Source organism: Pseudoalteromonas sp. HL-AS2 (assembly GCF_031198805.1).
Classification (GTDB): domain Bacteria; phylum Pseudomonadota; class Gammaproteobacteria; order Enterobacterales; family Alteromonadaceae; genus Pseudoalteromonas; species Pseudoalteromonas nigrifaciens.
In genome coordinates this window covers 456520-475198 of sequence record NZ_CP133572.1, presented here as the reverse complement: position 1 = coordinate 475198, position 18679 = coordinate 456520, and the positions used below count along the sequence as shown (strand labels likewise).

13 protein-coding genes are annotated in these 18679 nt (G+C 39.9%); 3 read left to right on the top strand and 10 right to left on the bottom strand.

The features are described 5' to 3' along the window. Position 1 precedes the first annotated feature (1 nt). Both RB215_RS16970 and RB215_RS16965 read right to left on the bottom strand, forming a co-directional pair. A complete protein-coding gene (locus RB215_RS16970) occupies positions 2–2167 on the bottom strand; it encodes an FAD-dependent oxidoreductase (RefSeq protein WP_309217227.1) in 2166 nt (721 codons plus the stop codon). Positions 2168–2191: 24 nt separating this feature from the next. Continuing rightward, entirely contained in the window at positions 2192–4552 is a 2361-nt protein-coding gene (locus RB215_RS16965; protein WP_309217226.1) for a TonB-dependent receptor domain-containing protein, read from the bottom strand. Between the two features lie 430 nt (positions 4553–4982). On the opposite strand from RB215_RS16965, the gene RB215_RS16960 reads away from it, so the two are divergent. Beyond that, positions 4983–5396: a hypothetical protein gene (locus RB215_RS16960; protein ID WP_197107853.1), complete on the top strand. Its 414-nt coding sequence runs from the start codon at positions 4983–4985 to the stop codon at positions 5394–5396. A gap of 104 nt (positions 5397–5500) precedes the next feature. Here the strand turns inward: RB215_RS16960 and RB215_RS16955 are convergent, their stop codons facing one another. The 4 genes from RB215_RS16955 to RB215_RS16940 all read right to left on the bottom strand — a co-directional run bounded on the left by RB215_RS16955 (position 5501) and on the right by RB215_RS16940 (position 11214). Next, a complete protein-coding gene (locus RB215_RS16955; protein WP_011329866.1) occupies positions 5501–5926 on the bottom strand; it encodes a hemerythrin domain-containing protein in 426 nt (141 codons plus the stop codon). Between the two features lie 220 nt (positions 5927–6146). Continuing rightward, positions 6147–8195 carry a S9 family peptidase gene (locus tag RB215_RS16950; protein ID WP_089369160.1) on the bottom strand — a complete coding sequence of 683 codons (2049 nt, stop codon included), beginning with the start codon at positions 8193–8195 and terminating at the stop codon, positions 6147–6149. Between the two features lie 184 nt (positions 8196–8379). After that, positions 8380–9606: a threonine/serine exporter family protein gene (locus tag RB215_RS16945; protein WP_309217224.1), complete on the bottom strand. Its 1227-nt coding sequence runs from the start codon at positions 9604–9606 to the stop codon at positions 8380–8382. A 378-nt stretch (positions 9607–9984) separates the two neighbouring features. Further along, positions 9985–11214 (bottom strand): glycosyltransferase, encoded by a 1230-nt coding sequence (locus RB215_RS16940; RefSeq protein ID WP_086994632.1) that lies wholly within the window; start codon positions 11212–11214, stop codon positions 9985–9987. A 369-nt stretch (positions 11215–11583) separates the two neighbouring features. On the opposite strand from RB215_RS16940, the gene RB215_RS16935 reads away from it, so the two are divergent. Further along, the gene (locus RB215_RS16935) at positions 11584–14055 is read left to right on the top strand and encodes a prolyl oligopeptidase family serine peptidase (RefSeq protein WP_309217223.1); all 2472 of its coding nucleotides are present in this window, start codon (positions 11584–11586) and stop codon (positions 14053–14055) included. 441 nt (positions 14056–14496) lie between these two features. Then, positions 14497–15114: a LysE family translocator gene (locus RB215_RS16930; RefSeq protein WP_309217222.1), complete on the top strand. Its 618-nt coding sequence runs from the start codon at positions 14497–14499 to the stop codon at positions 15112–15114. Positions 15115–15167: 53 nt separating this feature from the next. Here the strand turns inward: RB215_RS16930 and RB215_RS16925 are convergent, their stop codons facing one another. The 4 genes from RB215_RS16925 to RB215_RS16910 are packed head-to-tail and all read right to left on the bottom strand — an operon-like array spanning position 15168 to position 18646. Beyond that, on the bottom strand, positions 15168–15731 hold the full coding sequence (locus tag RB215_RS16925) for a hypothetical protein (protein WP_011329873.1): 564 nt from the start codon (positions 15729–15731) through the stop codon (positions 15168–15170). Next, positions 15721–16995 carry a transglycosylase SLT domain-containing protein gene (locus RB215_RS16920; protein WP_011329874.1) on the bottom strand — a complete coding sequence of 425 codons (1275 nt, stop codon included), beginning with the start codon at positions 16993–16995 and terminating at the stop codon, positions 15721–15723. The genes RB215_RS16925 and RB215_RS16920 overlap by 11 nt, the downstream gene beginning before the upstream one ends. A gap of 8 nt (positions 16996–17003) precedes the next feature. After that, a complete protein-coding gene (locus RB215_RS16915) occupies positions 17004–17792 on the bottom strand; it encodes an ETEC_3214 domain-containing protein (protein WP_182678908.1) in 789 nt (262 codons plus the stop codon). A 20-nt stretch (positions 17793–17812) separates the two neighbouring features. Next, entirely contained in the window at positions 17813–18646 is an 834-nt protein-coding gene (locus tag RB215_RS16910) for a TonB-dependent receptor (RefSeq protein ID WP_065813980.1), read from the bottom strand. Positions 18647–18679: the final 33 nt, after the last annotated feature.

The following is an 18679-nucleotide window of genomic DNA, read 5'->3' as shown; positions in this document are numbered from 1 at the left end:
ATTAGCCTCGACGCCACGTATGATATTTTTCGAGCATGTTAAGTACTTTTTCAGGCGCATGCGCGCGTTTCCACTCGCCTGCTGCGTATTTATTACCTTCAGCCCAAGTTGGGTAGCTGTGTATAGTACCCAGTATTTTATTAAGGCCTAAACCGTGTTTCATGGCCAGTACAAATTCAGCAATTAAATCACCCGCGTGTTCAGAGACCACAGTTACACCGAGTATTTTGTCTTTGCCTTTAGGGGTAATGACTTTTATAAAGCCTTTTGTGGCGCTATCGGTAATTGCGCGGTCTAGCTCTTCAAACTCAAAACGAGTGATTTCAAAATCGATACCTTTATCAATTGCATCTTGCTCGTTTAAGCCCACACGTGCCACTTCTGGGTCAATAAAGGTGGTCCATGGAATAACGCGGTAATCTACTTTAAACTTTTTAAGGTTACCAAATAAGCCGTTTACTGCTGCGTACCAACCCTGATGAGCCGCTACGTGCGTAAATTGATAAGGGCCAACAATATCGCCTGCGGCAAAAATATTAGGGTAGAGCGTTTCTAGGTATTCGTTAGTGACTATTGTACGGTTTGTTTCTATGCCTAGCGCTTCAAGGCCGTAACCTTTAAGGCGGGCACTGCGGCCAACAGCGCATAGCAGTTCGTCGTATTCAATAGCAATTTCTTCATTATTGCCTTCGTTAAGGCGTTTAACAATAATGTACTTTTTACCGTCGCGCGCTTCACCGCGTAATGCCTGATGCGAGGTTAAAATGTTAACGCCGCTTTCGCTCAACGCTTCATGAGCAAAGGTAGACACTTCAACGTCTTCTTTGATCATGATGCGCTCCGCCATTTCAATTTGCGTAACGCTTGAACCTAAACGGGCAAAGCTTTGTGCTAATTCGCTACCAATTGGGCCACCACCAAGTACTACAAGCTTTTTAGGTGCCTCATCTAGCGCTGCAAATTTATCCCATAAAGTATCGCTTGTTACATAACCGGTTTCTTCTATACCGGGCAGTGGCGGTACAAATGGGCGTGCGCCAGTGGCAATAACAATAGTACGCGCAGTTAATGTTTGCGTGCCGCCATCGTTAAGTTTAATTTCTACCGTCCACGGGTCGATTAATTTGCCGTAGCCTTTTACTACGTCTACGCCTAAATTAGTGTAGCGCTCTATGCTGTCGTGCGGTGCTATATCGGCAATTACTTTATGAACACGCGCCATTACTTTTTTAAACGAAAACTGCGGTGTCATGTTTTCTAGGCCGTAGTGTTCACCGTGGCGAATTTGCTCTGCAATTTTAGCGCTTTTAATTATCGCTTTACTTGGAACGCAACCGTAGTTTAAACAGTCGCCGCCCATTTCACCCGCTTCAATAAGGGTTACTTTTGCTTTAACAGCAGCGGCAATATAGCTTGTTACCAAACCACCAGCACCCGCGCCAATAACAATCATGTTACGGTCGAAACTTTTAGGTTTAGTATAGCTTTTGTATACACGACGTTTTTTAAACACATTTAAGATCCCTTTAGCAATAAATGGGAATACGCCCAATAAAGCGAATGATAAAATTAAGTCCAACGATAAAATGCCCGATAAACTCTCTATTTGAGCAAGCTGCGTACCCGCATTAACAAATACAAATGTACCGGCTAGCATACCCACTTGGCTTACCCAGTAAAAAGTCCATGACTTGATGGCTGTTACGCCCATTAACAAGTTGATTAAAAAGAACGGAAACACCGGCACTAAACGCAACGTAAATAAGTAAAAGCCGCCTTCTTTTTCAACGCCTGCATCAATTGCGGCTAAGCGCTCAGGAAAACGTTGTTTAATAGTGTCACGCAATAAGTAACGTGATACTAAAAAGGCCAATGTAGCACCTATGGTTGATGCAAACGATGCAACCAATAAGCCTTCAACTAAGCCAAATAAAGCACCCGCTGCCAGTGTTAAAATAGCCGCGCCCGGTAAAGACAATGCAGTAACCACCACATACAATAAAAAGAATCCGCCAATGATTAATAGCGGAGATTGCGCTTTATATTGGCTAAACTGATCCATCGAGCCTTTTAAGCCCTCAAGCGTAAGTAGTTGGTGCAAATCAAAATGAAAGAACAGGCCGATGGCGACCGCTGCAATCAATAACAAAAGTATTTTTTTAATCATGTTCTCTCTCTTTCAAACTTGTCTTTAAAAATTATGCGTAAGCGTCAGCTTGGCGTTTATTGGTAATTCAGGAAAAGCCAAGGTTGCACCAAAATAACCGCCTTCAAATACAGGGCGCCAATTTTTTTGATTGGTAACGTTGTTTACATCTAAGCGTAACTTGGTGCTAGGCGTAAAAGCATAGCTAGTATTTACGTTTAATGTGTACTGATCGCGAATATGTACGGTTGCCAAAAAGTCTAATGGGTAACTCTTTGTATATAGACCTGAAAAACCCGTTTGCCATTTCGAATTAATTGAATAATTTCCGTTAAAGCTAAAAGATTGCTCTGGAATGCCTTGAACTTGGCTACTTGAAGGCGCAAATGCGGTAAAACTAGGAGCGCCCACACTGGTGCCTGCAATAATATCAGGGCGTGAGTTGTCAAATGCATCGGCTACTTGGGCAGAATCTTGACTACTTGCAGAATTATCGTAGCGGGCGTCAATGTAGCTATAACCTGCGCTTAACCAGTACGGGTAGGCATCGTAAAATACTTGGCTTTCAAAACCTGTGGTGCGAATACCAGTATTACTGCCATCGCGGTTACGTAAACTACGGCGTTGGCTAAATATTGCGCCATCGGCGTACCAATCGCTATTGGTTGGTGCATATTTTAAACCAAATTCAACTAGGGTATTTTCGGTGGCAAAATTTTGCGCACTAATGGTATTGTCGCCGCCAAGTGTAGTGCCGCCAGCCATGCTATTTGATGTGGCTTCGTTGTAACTTGCTGCGCCATAAGTGGTGTAATCATCGTTTAGTCGGTAATTAAAACTTACTTGCCCTGAATGCAAAGTGTCGTTAATGCTGTCGCTGGCGGCAATTTGCCCTACAGGTGCTATAGGGTCGTTTGCTTCTACGTCATAAAAGTCAACGCGGTAGCCAACACTGGTATGAAACTTATCTGTCCAATCTGAATCTTGCTGAATAGCCACCCCTGTTTGCCATGAGCGTGAGTCTGTGGTGTCTGATAAGTTAAAGTCGCCACTGCCGTCGTTATTAATATCGTACTGACCACCCGGCGATACAAATACACCTGGGCGAAGTTCAACAAAGCGTGCTTGTTGTGCATCAGTTAAAGGAATGCGTCTATTTGAAAGTGGGCCAGTTAAATCTATGGGTAAGTCGGCTTCGGTGGTAAATTGGCTGTAACCTAATACGCGGTTATAACGTACATCAAAGGCAAAAATAGTTTGCTGGTTACTATTCCAAAGGTAGGTAAGCTCGGTACGGTTTTGCGCGGTATCGGCACCCTCTATAATTTCAACAAAGCTGTTTTGTGCAATTTCATCACGTTGTAAATGCTGAAAGTAGGAAATGTTTTTAATTGACGCGTGACTAGAAAGCTCACGTTTATAAATACTGTGGAGCAAGTAGGTTCTCGCTTCGTTTAGATTATCAGGGTCGGTCAGTACGGTGCTGCGATCTATTTTAACTTGCCCCGTTGGTGAAATAATCGAACCCGCTAAAGGTACAGTACTACCATTTGCTTGCACACCTTGGCCGGTAATATACAGTCCATCATCTATTAACGCCTGAGTAGGGCGGTTAATACCGGCGTTATCGGTAAATTCAACTTGGTATAATTCAAAATTAAGATCCCAGCTGCTTTTATCATCAGGAAATACACGCAGGGCTGCAAATAAGCTGTCGCTTTTTGTGCCTGAGTAGTCGTAATAACTGCCGTTATCAATATGCTCTGCACTAACTCTAAAACCTACTTTGTCTTTTACTATGGGGGCGCTGTAGTCAACCAGTACTCGATATTGATCCCATCGTCCTGCCGATAAGCTTGCTTTACCTTTACTTTCGTCTGTAGCGGCTTTTTTAGAGTGTAAGTTTACAAACCCACCATTGCGTTGGCTTGAGCCAAATAATACCGGTGGCGCACCTTTTACTACATCTATCTGTTCTATAGCGTTGAACGATAACGGTACACCAAAGCCATTGTTGCCCGCTTGACGACGTGTACCATCTTGAAAAAGCTCACCTAATTGGCCGCGTATTGTGGGTAAACTTGGCGCGCCAAAACCACTGGCTGAATAGGTATTAGGGCTTACTGCAAGCACATCTTGTAACGTGGTAATGTTAAGCTGCTCTATTAGCTCGCTCGAAATAGGCGTTACCGAACGTGCTATATCTTTTAGTGCTAAGTTGTCGCCAAATGGGCCATCTATACTGGCATCTTTAACTGAAAGGCCTTGAGATTTAATAACTTGGCCAGCTACTTCAATGTGCTCTATGGTGTTATTGGTTGTTACTGTTGAGCTTTGGGCAGCTTGCGCCAGCAGTGGGGTATTTAATACGCTTGCTAACGATAGGGCTAAGTATTGGTATTTCAAGGGCTTTCTCTTTTTTGTTAATAGTTGATGATGATAAAGACCGAAAGGTGTAAAAATAACTTTCAGTAAAGTTTCGATTCTTTTTTATTTTTTAAGACATAACAAAACAGCTGCGTTTAAAGCGTGCCAATAAAACATTGCTGTTTCATTTGTAAATAAAATAGTAATAGGGTGGCGATATTACACAGATTATAAATAATTGCTTTTAAACATGTTTTTAAATTGTAGTCTACTTGCTAGCAGTTAACCTATTATATTTATTAGCTTTTATGTATAGCGTTTAAATACTTAAAATAAGCCGTGCCTTAACTGTTAATAAGCTAAGTAGGTAAGGGTAATTAAAAATAATTATACTTTTTTGAAATAAAAACCAAGTTATACGGTCTTGGTAATTTAATAGTTTATTAATATTTTTATTAAAGGAAGTTTTATGACAAACCCAATCAGTGCCGATTTACAAAACCGTTTGCAGTGGTCTTTATTCTCTCTGCGTGTGGGTGTTTTTATTGTAATGATAATGTGGACGCTGGATAAATTTGTGAACCCGGCACATAGCGCCGGTATTTTTGAAAAGTTTTATGGCATTAGTGGGTCAACAGATATAGTGGCGTATGTGTTAGGTGCGCTGCAGTTAGTTTTAGTATTAGCATTTTTGGCGGGTATTAAAAAGCGACTTACTTACGGAATCATTTTTGTAATGCATGGCTTGTCTACACTTTCATCGTACAACCAGTACATAGATGGCTTTAATCACTTATTATTCTTTACTGCATGGCCAATGTGGGCAGCGTGTTTTGCGTTGTATTTACTGCGCGACCAAGACGTAAAATTTACTATAAAGTAATACATAAAAAAATTGGTTATAAGCCGCTTGGCTTATAACCAAATAGTACACAAGGGAGTGTATCAAAGTTAAAGTTATAGCGTATAAAGTAGTTACTGCAGCAGTTAGTGCATTGCATCGTTGTAGTGCTCAGCTAAGCTTTCTTTTTGCCCTTCGGTTAGTGCTTTGCCGGCTAGTTGAAATACTTCGTGCTCTTCTTCATCTAAGTGATGATGCACTAAATGATGGAGTTTTTTAGCTGCAACCAACCACGCTGGTGAACTCCTATCGGTTTCTTCAAGTTGTTCAATTAATTCATCAATATCATGATGTTCTGCCACACTATGGCGGGCTTTTTCATGGGTTAGATCTTCAAACATCAGTGGGTTATAAAAATATCGCTCTTCAAACTTTGCATGTTGTTTTAGCTGTGTTTTTAGTTCAAGCATTAACTTTTGACGCTCATCTGTATCACCATGAGTTTGAATAAGCGCATCTACTAACTTACGTTGTATGTCATGATCGGCGCGTAGTGCTTCAAAAATATTCATTTTATTTCCTACTTTACTCATTGTTTAAATAATATGGAGCAAATATAAGGCCATTTTTAATACACTGTAATACAAGGGGTTTTGTTTTTATTACAAAGAGATTATTTGAGAGGTGTGTAAAAATTACTATGCACTGTATAAAGCTAACAACAAAAAGGGCTAATATTGCTACTAGCCCTGTAATAAAATAACTTACTTATTCATAACCGTATTTAGCTAGCTATTTATTTGCGTCTTTTATTGCTTTAAGTTTAGCTGCGTGGTCAATTTCAAACGCGGGCATGTCTTTATTGCCATCGATCAGGTAGTTATCCATCCAACGCATTAAACGTAAGCTGTAGTCGTACTGGGCTGCTACTTTACGGTTACCGTGGCCTTCGCCAGGGTAGTAAACTAAACGCACGTCTTTACCTTGCACTTTCATGTAGCGGTATAGCTCCATTGATTGCGCTGGGTGTACACGAGGATCGTCTTTACCGTGCATAATTAATAACGGTGTTTTAGATTGTCCAGCCCAATAAATAGGGCTGCGCTCTAAGTACCATTGCCATTTATCCCAAGGGTATGAACGAGCATGTACTAGGTTCATTTCGTTAGATATATCGGTAGTACCAAACTTAGATAGTTGATTAGATACGCCAACAAACATTACGCTGGCAGCAAAGTGCTCAGTTAATTTTGTTGCGCCCCACGCAGAAGCATAACCGCCGTATGAGCCACCAGTAATACCAACACGTTTAGTGTCTACTAAACCCATATCAACAAGGTGGTTTTTAAAATCTACTAAGTCATCAAACTCTTTGCCTGCGTAGTCATTTTGGCCAAGTTTAGAGTAATCAACCCCTTTACCCGTTGAGCCACGATAATTTGGATAAAATACAGCGTAACCACGAGCTGCTCCCATTTGACCAGGACGTGAGTAGTTAGTTAACCAACCGTCTTTGTCATGGCTTTCAGGGCCGCCATGTACCGACATGATTAATGGGTAACGTGTCCCTTTTTTATAATCAAGCGGATACACAAGTACACCATCAATTTCTACGCCGTCACGGGCTTTTAAATTAATTGTTTGTTGCTTGGCAAAGCGCTTGTCGTTTAGCCACGTGTTTGAATCGGTTAAACGCTCTGCTTTTTTGCTACGAACAATAAACACTTCGTTAGGATGTTTTGCGGTATTGGCGCGCAGCGCTAAGGTTTTATCTGAAGCAGAGATACTTAGGCTTGAGGCAATAAATTGACCTTCTTTAACTATTTTTTTGTATTTATTGCTGCCGGTTTTAATGCTGCCGACAAAGCTTTGGGTGCCTACATTGGCAATAAAGTTTAAGGTATTGCGTTTATTCTGCCATTCAATATCGGCTACGTGGCCGCTAAAGTTGGGTAACCACTCATCTACTTTACCGCTTTTTGTATCGGCTAAAAATAAGCGACCAGTAGCAGGATCGTGTTTATCTTGTGCGCCTAAAATTGCGATATAACGACCATCATGAGAAAGCTCTGCTGTACCAAGCTTACCCTCTGTGGCAAACGACATAGTTACTTGATTACTTGCTATATCAAACAAGTGCCATTGTGATTTTGTGTATTTATCATCAATTAACGCAGTAGGCTGAGTTTTAACCAGTAGCTTTTTGCCATCGGCAGCCCAGTTAACATCACTAACATAGTTAGCTACATTGAGCGCGGCAGGTGAAAGTGGCTTATCGGTTTGTTTTAAATCAGCAATAAACAGCTGTTTGTTTTTTAAACCTTGTTCGTATACCTCTGCCATAAAGCCTAATTTTTTAAGCTCTTTATCAGATTTATCAGCTGCTGGCATTGCCAAAATAGCGAGGTGTTTATTGTCAGGGCTTAGTGCGTAGCTTGAAATAGAGGTATCTTTTAATGACAGTACTTTATGTGCTTGGCCGCCATCAACCGGAATTTGATAAAGCGCGGTAAATTTGTCATCTTTTAATTTTGCTAAAAAGTAGATAGTTTTACTGTTGTTAGACCATTGAATGCTGCTAATACTAACCGAACCGGTAATAAAAGGGCGCTCTACACCTTTGTCGTTAACCACATACAACTCACGGTAGTTAGTGCCATTTTCATCAACGTACAGCTCACGCGGCACCGAACGAGTAAAAGCGACATTATCGCCATCTGGACTAATACTGGTTTGAATAACTGATTGAATTTTTGGGATATCTTCAACCGTTAATACTGTTGAAGCACTTACCAATGAGCTAGATAATCCCATTGCAAGCACTAAGCTAAGTTTTAACATTAAACTTTCCTTTATATACACGTTAACTTGGCAGTATAGCAAGGCTGATGTAATAGGCTAAAAAATGCGATTAACACACTGTTTATAAAGGTTAATAGATAAAGCGGTGATAAAAGTAATGACGCCAACTTTTATCACAAATGTTGGCGTATATTTTAATTAATGGATAGGTGAGAAAAGCGCGTTACAAACTCTTTTTAGGTGGCAGTGCTACGTTGGCAAAAATTAACCCAGCTACTAGCGACATAAAAATTAAAAACGTTTGCTGGCCTATATGTTCTGCATAAACAAAGTCTTGACCTTCAATAAGCGAATTTAAGCCAATATAGGTTTTGCTACCCGGTACTAATACAATTAAGCCTTGCATAGCAACAATAGAAGCGGGGGCGTTGGCCACGCGATTAAATAAGTTACTAAATATGCCAACGGCTAATGCGCCAACAAAGGTCCCTAAGGTGTAATCGAGATACATAGCCGAGCCAATACTGGTGCCATAAGCAATAAAGCCAGATGCGATAGACCACACGGCATGTTTAAGCTTGGTTCTAAATATGACTATTAGGCTGCTACACAGTAAAAATATAGCCAGCCAAGGCGTCCACGCTGGCAGTGGCGCAGGTTGCACAAAGTCGGCCTGTCCAAATAATGCAAAACCAATACCTATGCCAATAAAACCACCAAAGTAGAGTTTAAACAGCAACATGAATGAGTCCATCACCCGTGCTGTACCCGACACTAAGTGCCTTGCTGCAAGTTCTGCTAATCCTAGGGCTAATGCTAAACCTGGAATAAATACAATGATGGACGACAGTACCACTAAACGTATATTGATCTCTGGGGCAAAATAAACACTAATAGCACAGGCAATGATTGACGATACAATTGCTACCAAAGGCTCAAGCATGTGGGCGACACGTTTTGAGCGCCCCGACCACAGCACAAACAAGTATACAATAGATGAGAGTAACGCAGACCAAGCTACATCAAACCAACTGGTGCCCATTAACATAGCAAACGCACCACCAGATGTGGCAAACGCAATGCCCGTAGTGAGTTTATTGTAAGAGTTAGGAGCAACAAAAATAATGTCTAGCTGTTCGTCCACTTCGTGCAAGGTTAACTTGCCATCAAGCATTTGATTAACTAAGTCGTCGGTGTCGGCAAGTGAGCCTAGGTCGTGATCGCCAGGATCTACCCGTGCAACATGGGTATACTCGTCTTCGTGGCCGTCGGTCCAAATAACAAAGGTAACAGAGGTAGGCGACATAACAAACGACGATTTAAGGTCTAAGTAGGTCGCAACTTCCATTAAATGCGCTTCTAAGCGGTATGCGGGCGTACCATATTTGTGCAGCATTTTACCTAATTTAACGATAAATTTGCGTTTTTCTGTAAAGGTTGCGTTTTTCAAATGCTTTTAAGCCAACGGTTAAATAACTAAGCTAAAAATATAGACAAAAAATACTAATCTGCCATAAAAAGTGCTAATTCAGAGTTCATCCAGTGGCTTTTGATTCAAGTGGGCAACATGTAGGAAGGGTGGTTCCCTTTCAAAAGTTGCCAACGAAGAAGAAATGTCACTGGTGAGCTCCCTTGGGCGAGTTTTAAATGAGCTTATACTGCGTTCCTCGAACTCAAAATAGAACCACTATTTTATCATTCAAGCGCCTTGGCTAAGCTCATTTTAATTCTCGCTGAATTGTACCGTTTAAGGTAGATTGGTATTAAAAATTTGCCCACGTTTAATGGGCGCGATTTTAAACACTAATTGGTGTGTGTCTAGTCATTTTTAATCTAATTTTTTATTTTTTTCAGCTATCCATTGCGACATGTATTGTGTGCTGCGCATTGTATGATGTTTGAGCATTTGGCCTGTAAAGTTTTTTTCGCGATGGGCGTTTAAATCGCTACTTATTGAATCGACTTTTTGAATTAACGCAGCGCTTAATTGGGCTTTGTCATACAGCGTATTAAGTAGTGTATTGCCATCTTGTTGTGCTTGTTCAAATTCACTTTGATTGTTGTACATTTCAACGGCTGCATTTGCAAAATCTTCGGCGGTGTTTGCTATTTTTCCAGGCCAAGGTAACTCATTATGCATACCTTCACTGCCAATATTAGTGGTAACACTTGGGGTTTGCATAATCATGGCTTCAAGTAATTTACCTTTAATACCTGCGCCAAAACGCAGTGGTGCTAAACATACTCGTGCGCTTTGCATTACCTCAAACGCATTATCGGCCCAGCCTTTAATTAAAAACCCCGATTTAGGGTTGTTAAGTGCAGTTGCTTTTGGCGGCGGGTACGATCCATAAATATGCAGCTCAGCTTTAGGCAGTTGCTTGCGAATAAGAGGCCAAATTTGTTGTAAATAAAGCACTGCATCCCAGTTTGGCGCGTGCCTAAAGTTACCGATGGTCATAAAGTGTTGGCGCTGCTCAAAGGTTTTAGTGCTGGTGGGCAATGTGTTTAAATCGACCATAAAAGGTAAATGGTGTAATAAGCTAGGCTCTATTTTAAATACATCATTAAGTAAACTCATTTCATAGCTAGAAATAATAAGGCTTAAATCGCAACGTAAGATGGCTGCAATTTCGCGTTTTGCTATGTCTGAATGCAAGTCGTTAGTGGTAAATTCTCGCTCGCCTTTGTGGGCTTCGTGGCGGGCATTACGCAAACATTGTAGATCTTCAGTATCTAAAATTTTCAGCGCATTCGGGCAATGCTTATCAACGCGCCAACCAAACTGTTCTTCCATCATAAAACGGTCAAACATAACGATATCGGGAGCATATGCTTTAACGTAATCGTCAAAACTTTCGCAGTTAAGCGCAATGCTCTGGCTACTAATACCAAAGTCGTCAAGGTTGACCATGTGCTCGGTGCGCAGTGCCGGCGTTGCAAACTCTACTTGCCAGTTTTGGGCTCTAAAGGCATTTAATAACGACATCATGTGCGTGCCTGCAGCAGATGAGTTGGGCTCTGGCCATACGTAGCCAATTACCAGCACTTTTTTCATTGGCTAGGATCTCTTTTTAGTAAGTTTAAATTTACCCATATAGAAACAGGTAAGCTTATTTTTTGTGATGGTTATTACAATAATAACGGTAGTAGTACAGTAAATTTAGCGCACTAGTTCTACACAAGTTCAATGCTTATAAAGTCATTTTATATTAATGGGTAATATTAAAAAATATGACGGCATTTACTTTATTCATCAGCATTGTTTTTTAGGTGTACAGCACTTTATAAATAGCGCTGTAGTGTAGCTTAAGTTAGGGTGGCGATAAATCATTTACGCTATTTTGTATAACCTTAATGCTTTATGAATGCGGCAAAACATGTTTAGATAGCTTTATTAAACTAAATAATTACTAAAGGACAAAACATGAGCGCTTTTAGGCTGTTAGTTGCCTTTATTGGCTGTATTGCATTACTGCCAATGAGCTATGCAGAGCAAGGATATCAAACGCCATCGGCTGAACTTGCTGCATTAGTAGATGCTAAGTTATCGCCCACCAGTAGTTTGTCAGACGATGGCCAATGGCTGGCATTGTTTGAGCGCAAACGTGTTGTGTCGCTAGATGAGTTGGCAAAAGAGGAGCTTAAACTGGCGGGTATTAAACTCAACCCGGCAAACTTTTCACGCTCACGCGTAAGTGCAAAATACAGTGCGGTGCAAATTAAACACGTACAAAGTGGTACGGTTATTAATATTAATAACTTGCCACAAGGTATTGTTCGCGCGCCAAAGTGGTCATCAAATAGTGAGTACTTAGCCTTCGTGGTTGAGCAAAAAAATGATGCGCGTTTATGGTTATACAATGTAAAAACAAAACAAGCTAATGAGCTAAACTCAATTGCGCTAAACTCTGTCCTTACTGCATCCCCCTATGAATGGCTACCCGATAGCAGTGCCTTGGTTGCAAATTTAGCCGTTAATTTAGGAAAAACCAGGTTACAAAATGATAGTCAAAGTACTGTGCCTGTTATTCAGCAAAGTAGCGGCGAAAAAGCCCCTGCACGTACTTATCAAAACTTATTAACCGGTCCGTTTGATGAGGCGCAGTTTAAGTTTTATGGCCAAGGGCAACTCGCCTATATAACGCTTGATGGTCATGCGCAACCGATTGGCCGCCCTGCGTTGCTTAAGTCATTTTCAGTATCACCCGACTCAACCAATATATTAGTGGCAAGCATAAACGAGCCATTTTCGTATCAAGTTCCATACAACCGCTTTGCTACAACATGGCAAATATGGGGAATGCGTGGTTTTTCATTAGTTGAGCTGGCAAAACAACCATTAGCCGATAATATTCCACAAGGCTACGACAGTGTACGTACTGGCAGACGTGACTTTGAGTGGCGAGGCGATCAAGGTGCAGAGGTTATTTGGGCTGAAGCGCAAGATGGCGGTGATATGAAAACCGATGTTGAATATCACGACTTTATTTACAGCTTACGTGCACCGTTTAAGCGCGAGCCTAAACTGTTTGCTAAAGTAGAGCGTCGTTATTCGTGTATAGAATGGGGTAACGATAATATTGCTATGCTCAGCGATTGGCGCTTTAGTGACCGCCAAGTGCGTACTTATATTATTGCCCCACGTGATGCTGATAAAAACCGCATATTATTTTCAGAGCGTAGTTACAACGATGCTTACAAAGACCCTGGTAGAGCACTATATGAGCGCAATGATTTAGGCAGCAAGGTAATAAAAGTGGTTGGCGGACGCTATCTATTTTTACGCGGTAATGGCGCATCAGAGCAAGGTAATGTGCCGTTTTTAGACCAATACGATGTAAAAACTAATAGCAGCAAACGTTTGTGGCAATCAGCGGCACCTTATTATGAGCGTGTTCGTGCGTTACTTGATGACGAAGGTAAGCGTTTTATTACTATTAGAGAGTCTAAAACAGAGCAACCTAACTTTTTTATTCGTGATTTAAATAAACAAAATTTAACTCAAATTACTAATTTTGAGCACCCTTACCCTGCATTTAAAGGCGTAACAAAAGAGCAATTACGTTATACCCGAGATGACGGTGTTGAGCTTTCAGGCACACTTTATTTACCACCAGGTTATGATAAATCTCAAGGTCCATTACCTGTATTAATGTGGGCATACCCGCTTGAATATAAAGACAAAGCAGTCGCTTCTCAAGTGCGTGAATCGCCTTATGAGTTTACCTCTATTGGTTACTGGGGCCCAATGCCTTACTTAGCTAAAGGTATTGCGGTGTTTGACGATCCTAAAATGCCTATTGTAGGTATTGAGGGCAGTGAACCAAATGATAACTTTAGAAAGCAACTAGTGGCCAGCGCACAAGCTGCCGTAGATGTATTGGTTAAAAAAGGAATTGCTGATAAAAACAATATTGCCATAGCAGGGCATTCATATGGTGCATTTATGGTGGCTAACTTATTAGCGCATAGTGACTTGTTTAAAACCGGTATTGCCCGCAGTGGCGCGTATAATCGCACCTTAACGCCGTTTGGCTTTCAAGGCGAAGAGCGCGACTTTTGGCAAGCCCAAGATGTGTACGCAAACATGTCGCCCTTTTTTCATGCCGAAAAAATTAACGAGCCAATGTTGATGATTCACGGGCAAGAAGATCCGAATTCTGGAACTTTTCCAATGCAAAGTGAGCGTATGTACGCCGCGTTAAAAGGCTTAGGTAAAGAAGCGCGTTTAGTTATGCTACCCCATGAAGCACATGGTTATCGTGCTCGTAAAAGCTTACTGCATGTGTTGTGGGAACAAGAGCAGTGGCTAAACAAATACCTGTTAATGGATGAAGAGGCTGAGCCGGAAAAGGTAACAACGGAGCAAGTGGCAGAGCCAACACCGAGGCAGTAGTAAAGTACGTGTTTGTGCTGTGAGAGCAAGAAGATCCACTCTAAATCTCACGGCACCTTCCCAATGCAAAGTGAGCGTATGTACGCCGCACTTTAGAGCAACAAAATGTATTTTTGCACTTTATCATCTCAGACTTTTGCCATATATGAGTGTATAAAATTTCCAAATTCAGACGCTTTTTGTTTTTCATAATAAAGGATAAATAACGCGAAAGCCTTGCTGTTCAGGGCTTTCAAGTGGGAAGATGTTTTACTAATAGGTAAAATTTATTTTGGGCTGATACTTTGTTTAAGGGGGGGGACCTTACCAAAAACTGGCTCAATGTGAGCGAGTACAAATGGTCATATTACATATCATTTATCTTTCACCTTAGCTCTTTTTCCTTTACCCTTTCGCCTAGAACCTATTACAACTTTGTCTTTAACCCATTACGAGTTTTAAATGATTGATATAACAGTACTCGCGGTATTTATTCCCACCTTCTTTTTTGTTTCGATCACCCCAGGTATGTGTATGACGTTAGCCATGACGCTAGGCATGAGTATTGGCGTGCGGCGCACTTTGTGGATGATGCTTGGCGAACTACTCGGCGTTGCTAGTGTTGCCGTTGCTGCAGTGCTTGGCGTGGCGAGTATTATGCTTAATTATCCAGAGGCGTTTGCTATTTTAAAGTGGGTAGGCGGTGCATACTTAATTTACATTGGTATAAATATGTGGCGTTCTAAAGGAAAAATGTCGGTAAATACCAGCAATGCCACAGCTGTAAGTCGCCAGTCACTGTTTACGCAAGGCTTTGTAACTGCAATAGCCAACCCAAAAGGCTGGGCGTTTATGATCTCATTACTACCACCATTTATAAGCATTGAACATGACGTAGCCCCGCAACTATTAGTGTTGTTAAGTGTAATAATGGTTACCGAATTTTTAAGTATGTTGGCTTATGCAACAGGTGGAAAAAGCTTACGATTATTTTTAACGCGCGGTAATAACATCCAGTGGATGAATCGCATTGCGGGCAGTTTAATGGTCGCCGTTGGTGTATGGCTGGCTTTAGGGTAGTGCTGACATACTGTAGAGTAACTTTACTCTACAGTATTCATTTTAATATGGAGTTAGTTTGCTAAGTTATTTAACTCTTCAGTGGTTTGTTGCAATCTAAATTCACGGTAAAGCATATCTTCATCATTAGGGCTCAGATTTTTGCCTGACTTTTCAATCAACTTATCGAAAATAGGCTTAGTATTTTCCATAATAACTAATGCACATAGTTGCTTTTGGTTATTTATTTGAGCAAAGCTGACTTCTTTTGCAATACTACCAACAAGGCTTTCTTCGGCTGTTTGGCGGCTTACTTGTGTAAAAGAACTTTGTGTTTGTACAGAATCTTGCTGCTGCATTTGCTTATTTATTAAGGTATCAAGAACTTGAGCTTTGCTATTAATTTGTGTTGCTAAATCAGCGCGCGCGCTAGCTACAGCCTGTGCTCTACTTGCTGCCATATTACCACTCCAAGGTACACAGCTAGATGAGGCTAACCCTCCTTCAGGTGCGCTTGGCATTAAAACCCAGCTTGGTACAGTATCAGCATTACTAAAGGGGGTTGATTGTGGCTGTTGAGTTGATCCACATGCGCTTAAAAAGAAAATAGTGGCTATTGGTAAAAGTTTATTTTTCATGTTTGATTTCCTTATTATTAAGGTTCCATTGATTAATATTTGCTTGGTACTGCTGTTCAAGCTTGTTTACTTTCTTAAGGTATTTTTTTGTTTCATCATAGGGTAAGTTTGCAATTAAGTGACTGTAAACACTTTCACTATCTAGGTCGTTTATAATAGAAATAGCACGATTAATATTTCGGCTTTTATCAGTATTAAACGCTTTAGCTACATTTCCTGCACCAGTATTGTAAGCTGCAATTGCGCAATATTTACGACTTATTGGATCTTTTATTTTCCGTAAATAACTTTTGTCTAAAATAGAAATGTAAGCAGATCCATAAGTGATATTGGTATCAGGATCAAAAAGCTCCTCTGGTGTTGGCGCTATATCTTTTTTAAAGTGTTTTCTTGCTACATCTAAACCTGCTGAATTAGGTACAATTTGCATTAGCCCAAATGCGGGAATATGCGACTTAGCATTTGGATTAAAAGATGACTCAGCATGCGAAATTGCTAATAACAGAGGTAGTTGTTGTTGCTCGTATTGTAAGTAAAAGTTTAAGTAAGGACTCACTTTTTTATGTAAATATTCGTCAGGGAGTGAAAAAGTACGAGAAGTAATATTTTTATAAGTCACATCATTATCTTTGGTGCTGAGTGATGTGTTTAATTTTTCAATACGCTGCTGTTTTTCTATGGCTAATTGCTGTTTACTTTGTATTGCTTGTTGAGGCTTTAATTGAGTGTTTTTATCAACACTGCTTAGCGACTGTTCATACTGTGTAGTTATTTCTTGTGCTAGCGTTTCTTGGTTCTGTTTTAACTCTTTTTGACTTTTAATTTCACTTTTTGAAATTGCTAAGCTATTTTCTAATTCTTGTTTAGTTGGGCTTATTAATTCTAAAGACGAGGCTAGATTTTTATCAGTTATTAATGTCTCAGCTGCTTGTCCAAGCGTACTGTGAGAATCTAATGTTTCTACAGTAACCGTCATGCTTTGTTCGTCAATAATTATGCGACTTTTTAGGTCTGCACTGTAAACGACCTGCTTTAATGTGCTGCTTTGGATGGGCACAGACCAATGCTTAAGTAATGAATCTCTAAAAGAGTCGTAATCAGCTAAATAAGCTTCTCTAAAATTTGCGTAATCTTGTTTATATTGCTTGCTGAAACTGGTTGCTTCTAAAAGTTGCTGCTTTTTAAACTCAGTAAAAGTGTTCGCACTTATATTTGTTACTGTAAAAGTACAAAGTAGTGGTAAAAACAATGAAAAATGTCGCATTTTGTTCCTTAAAAATAAACGTTAAATTCATATTTAGTAAGTAGTGAATCAGCAATATATTCGCTTGGTAATTCTGAGATTGCGTAAAAAGTTGCTTTATTGGTTGCTAATTTTTTGGTGATAGGTGAAGTAAGCGTTTGCTCGTCACTCATCAAAGTTACTTCATCTAATTTGAATAGATCCTCAGCAACATTTCCCTTTAGCTCAGTATAATCACTAAAGCCACTCGTTAAGTTAAGAAACATACCTTGGGCATTGAGTTGTTTTACTTGCATGTAGTATTTAATGTTATTACTGTCATAAAAAAATTCATTACTATCAGGCACTATTTGTTCAAGACTGTGCTCTTTTAATTTAAAGTTACTAAACGGTACCTTAGGTGAGAAATCGTCAACTAAGCTTTTGTCATAGGACAGGCTATGGACAACAATAGCTACTATGCGAGTTTCTTTATTGATTAAAGTTAGGAGGTATTTATCTTCTTTATAATAACGATATTCGTAACGTTCATCAATTTTTGAAGTTTTAATGACTTGCGGTATACCTATTTGTTTTTGCGCATATGGAAGGTAGTTACCTATGTCTAACTTTGAAATCTTTTTTTCTTCAATTTTATTTGTAAAGTTAGTAATAAATCCATTATATGCTTCTATTGATAGAGCTTTAGTATCTGCCCAGTTACCTAAGCCCATAAGCGCCACCATTAACAAAATAAAATATTCTTTAAGTTTTTTTATAGTTGTTTTTTTTTCTTCAGTAACTTGTTCTGTAGGTGTGCTGTTATTTTCCACGGGCATTTCATTCCTTAAAATATGCGCTAATTAACGGGAGTATCTTTTAGTTTAATAATATCTTCAATTAATAGTGATATGCTGTCTTCATTTGCGATTTGTAGTAATTGCTGCGTTGATCTTTTAGAAAAGCTAATACCTTTACCTTGATAATGATCCTGCCAAAGACGCTTGTTAGTGTGAGTAATTATTTCTAACTGTAACCTAGTAAAAACTTTATTTTGACTACTCTTAACAATTGAGTTTTTTACATGGTAATAAACGTCGCAGGCTGAGTCTGTGATATTAAAGCCATTTTGAATAAACTTAGCGGTTAATAAGCTTTTAACTTCACCTGCTTGCGAGCCAGTACTTTTTATGCAGTTATTCTTAGCGGACAGTTTTGACTGTGCCTCTTGCTTTTTTTGTGCTTGCGCTTTTTGTATATCTGTATGGTTTATTGTTACTCCTGCATAAACCACGCAGTTATTTTTATCTACCCATCGTTCGAATATTTTAGCGTTTTTTAGCAGCTGGTCGCTTGTTATTTTAGCTGTAGAATTAAACTGTAAGTTACTTATGGAATTAGAAGAGAAGAGTTTATTTTCCTCTTTAATTTCTATTTCAGTTTTAAGAAGCTTTGTGAGTGCTTTTCGAGCTTCAAGTGCAGAACGGCGTTCGTCAATTGACTTTAGTCCAGAGCATTGAGAAGAGCCGGAGCTAACATAGAGGGTGTCGGTTACTTTATCTATGCCTATCCAATCAGGGGTTTGAGCTTGTGTTGGGTAGTAATGGGCACAGCTGCAATTAGAGTGTGTTTGTGCCTCTACTGTGAAAGAAAATAAAAGCATAGATATAAAAAGAAGTAATTTCTTATTCATGTTTCAACCAAATAGCCCAGCATTTGCTGGGCA

What these genes read in the sequence shown, in the direction of transcription:
- RB215_RS16970 (WP_309217227.1), bottom strand. Translation starts at nt 2,167, where the DNA reads ATGATTAAAAAAATACTTTTGTTATTGATTGCAGCGGTCGCCATCGGC.
- RB215_RS16960 (WP_197107853.1), top strand. Translation starts at nt 4,983, where the DNA reads ATGACAAACCCAATCAGTGCCGATTTACAAAACCGTTTGCAGTGGTCT.
- RB215_RS16955 (WP_011329866.1), bottom strand. Translation starts at nt 5,926, where the DNA reads ATGAATATTTTTGAAGCACTACGCGCCGATCATGACATACAACGTAAG.
- RB215_RS16950 (WP_089369160.1), bottom strand. Translation starts at nt 8,195, where the DNA reads ATGTTAAAACTTAGCTTAGTGCTTGCAATGGGATTATCTAGCTCATTG.
- RB215_RS16940 (WP_086994632.1), bottom strand. Translation starts at nt 11,214, where the DNA reads ATGAAAAAAGTGCTGGTAATTGGCTACGTATGGCCAGAGCCCAACTCA.
- RB215_RS16935 (WP_309217223.1), top strand. Translation starts at nt 11,584, where the DNA reads ATGAGCGCTTTTAGGCTGTTAGTTGCCTTTATTGGCTGTATTGCATTA.
- RB215_RS16930 (WP_309217222.1), top strand. Translation starts at nt 14,497, where the DNA reads ATGATTGATATAACAGTACTCGCGGTATTTATTCCCACCTTCTTTTTT.
- RB215_RS16925 (WP_011329873.1), bottom strand. Translation starts at nt 15,731, where the DNA reads ATGAAAAATAAACTTTTACCAATAGCCACTATTTTCTTTTTAAGCGCA.
- RB215_RS16920 (WP_011329874.1), bottom strand. Translation starts at nt 16,995, where the DNA reads ATGCGACATTTTTCATTGTTTTTACCACTACTTTGTACTTTTACAGTA.
- RB215_RS16915 (WP_182678908.1), bottom strand. Translation starts at nt 17,792, where the DNA reads ATGCCCGTGGAAAATAACAGCACACCTACAGAACAAGTTACTGAAGAA.
- RB215_RS16910 (WP_065813980.1), bottom strand. Translation starts at nt 18,646, where the DNA reads ATGAATAAGAAATTACTTCTTTTTATATCTATGCTTTTATTTTCTTTC.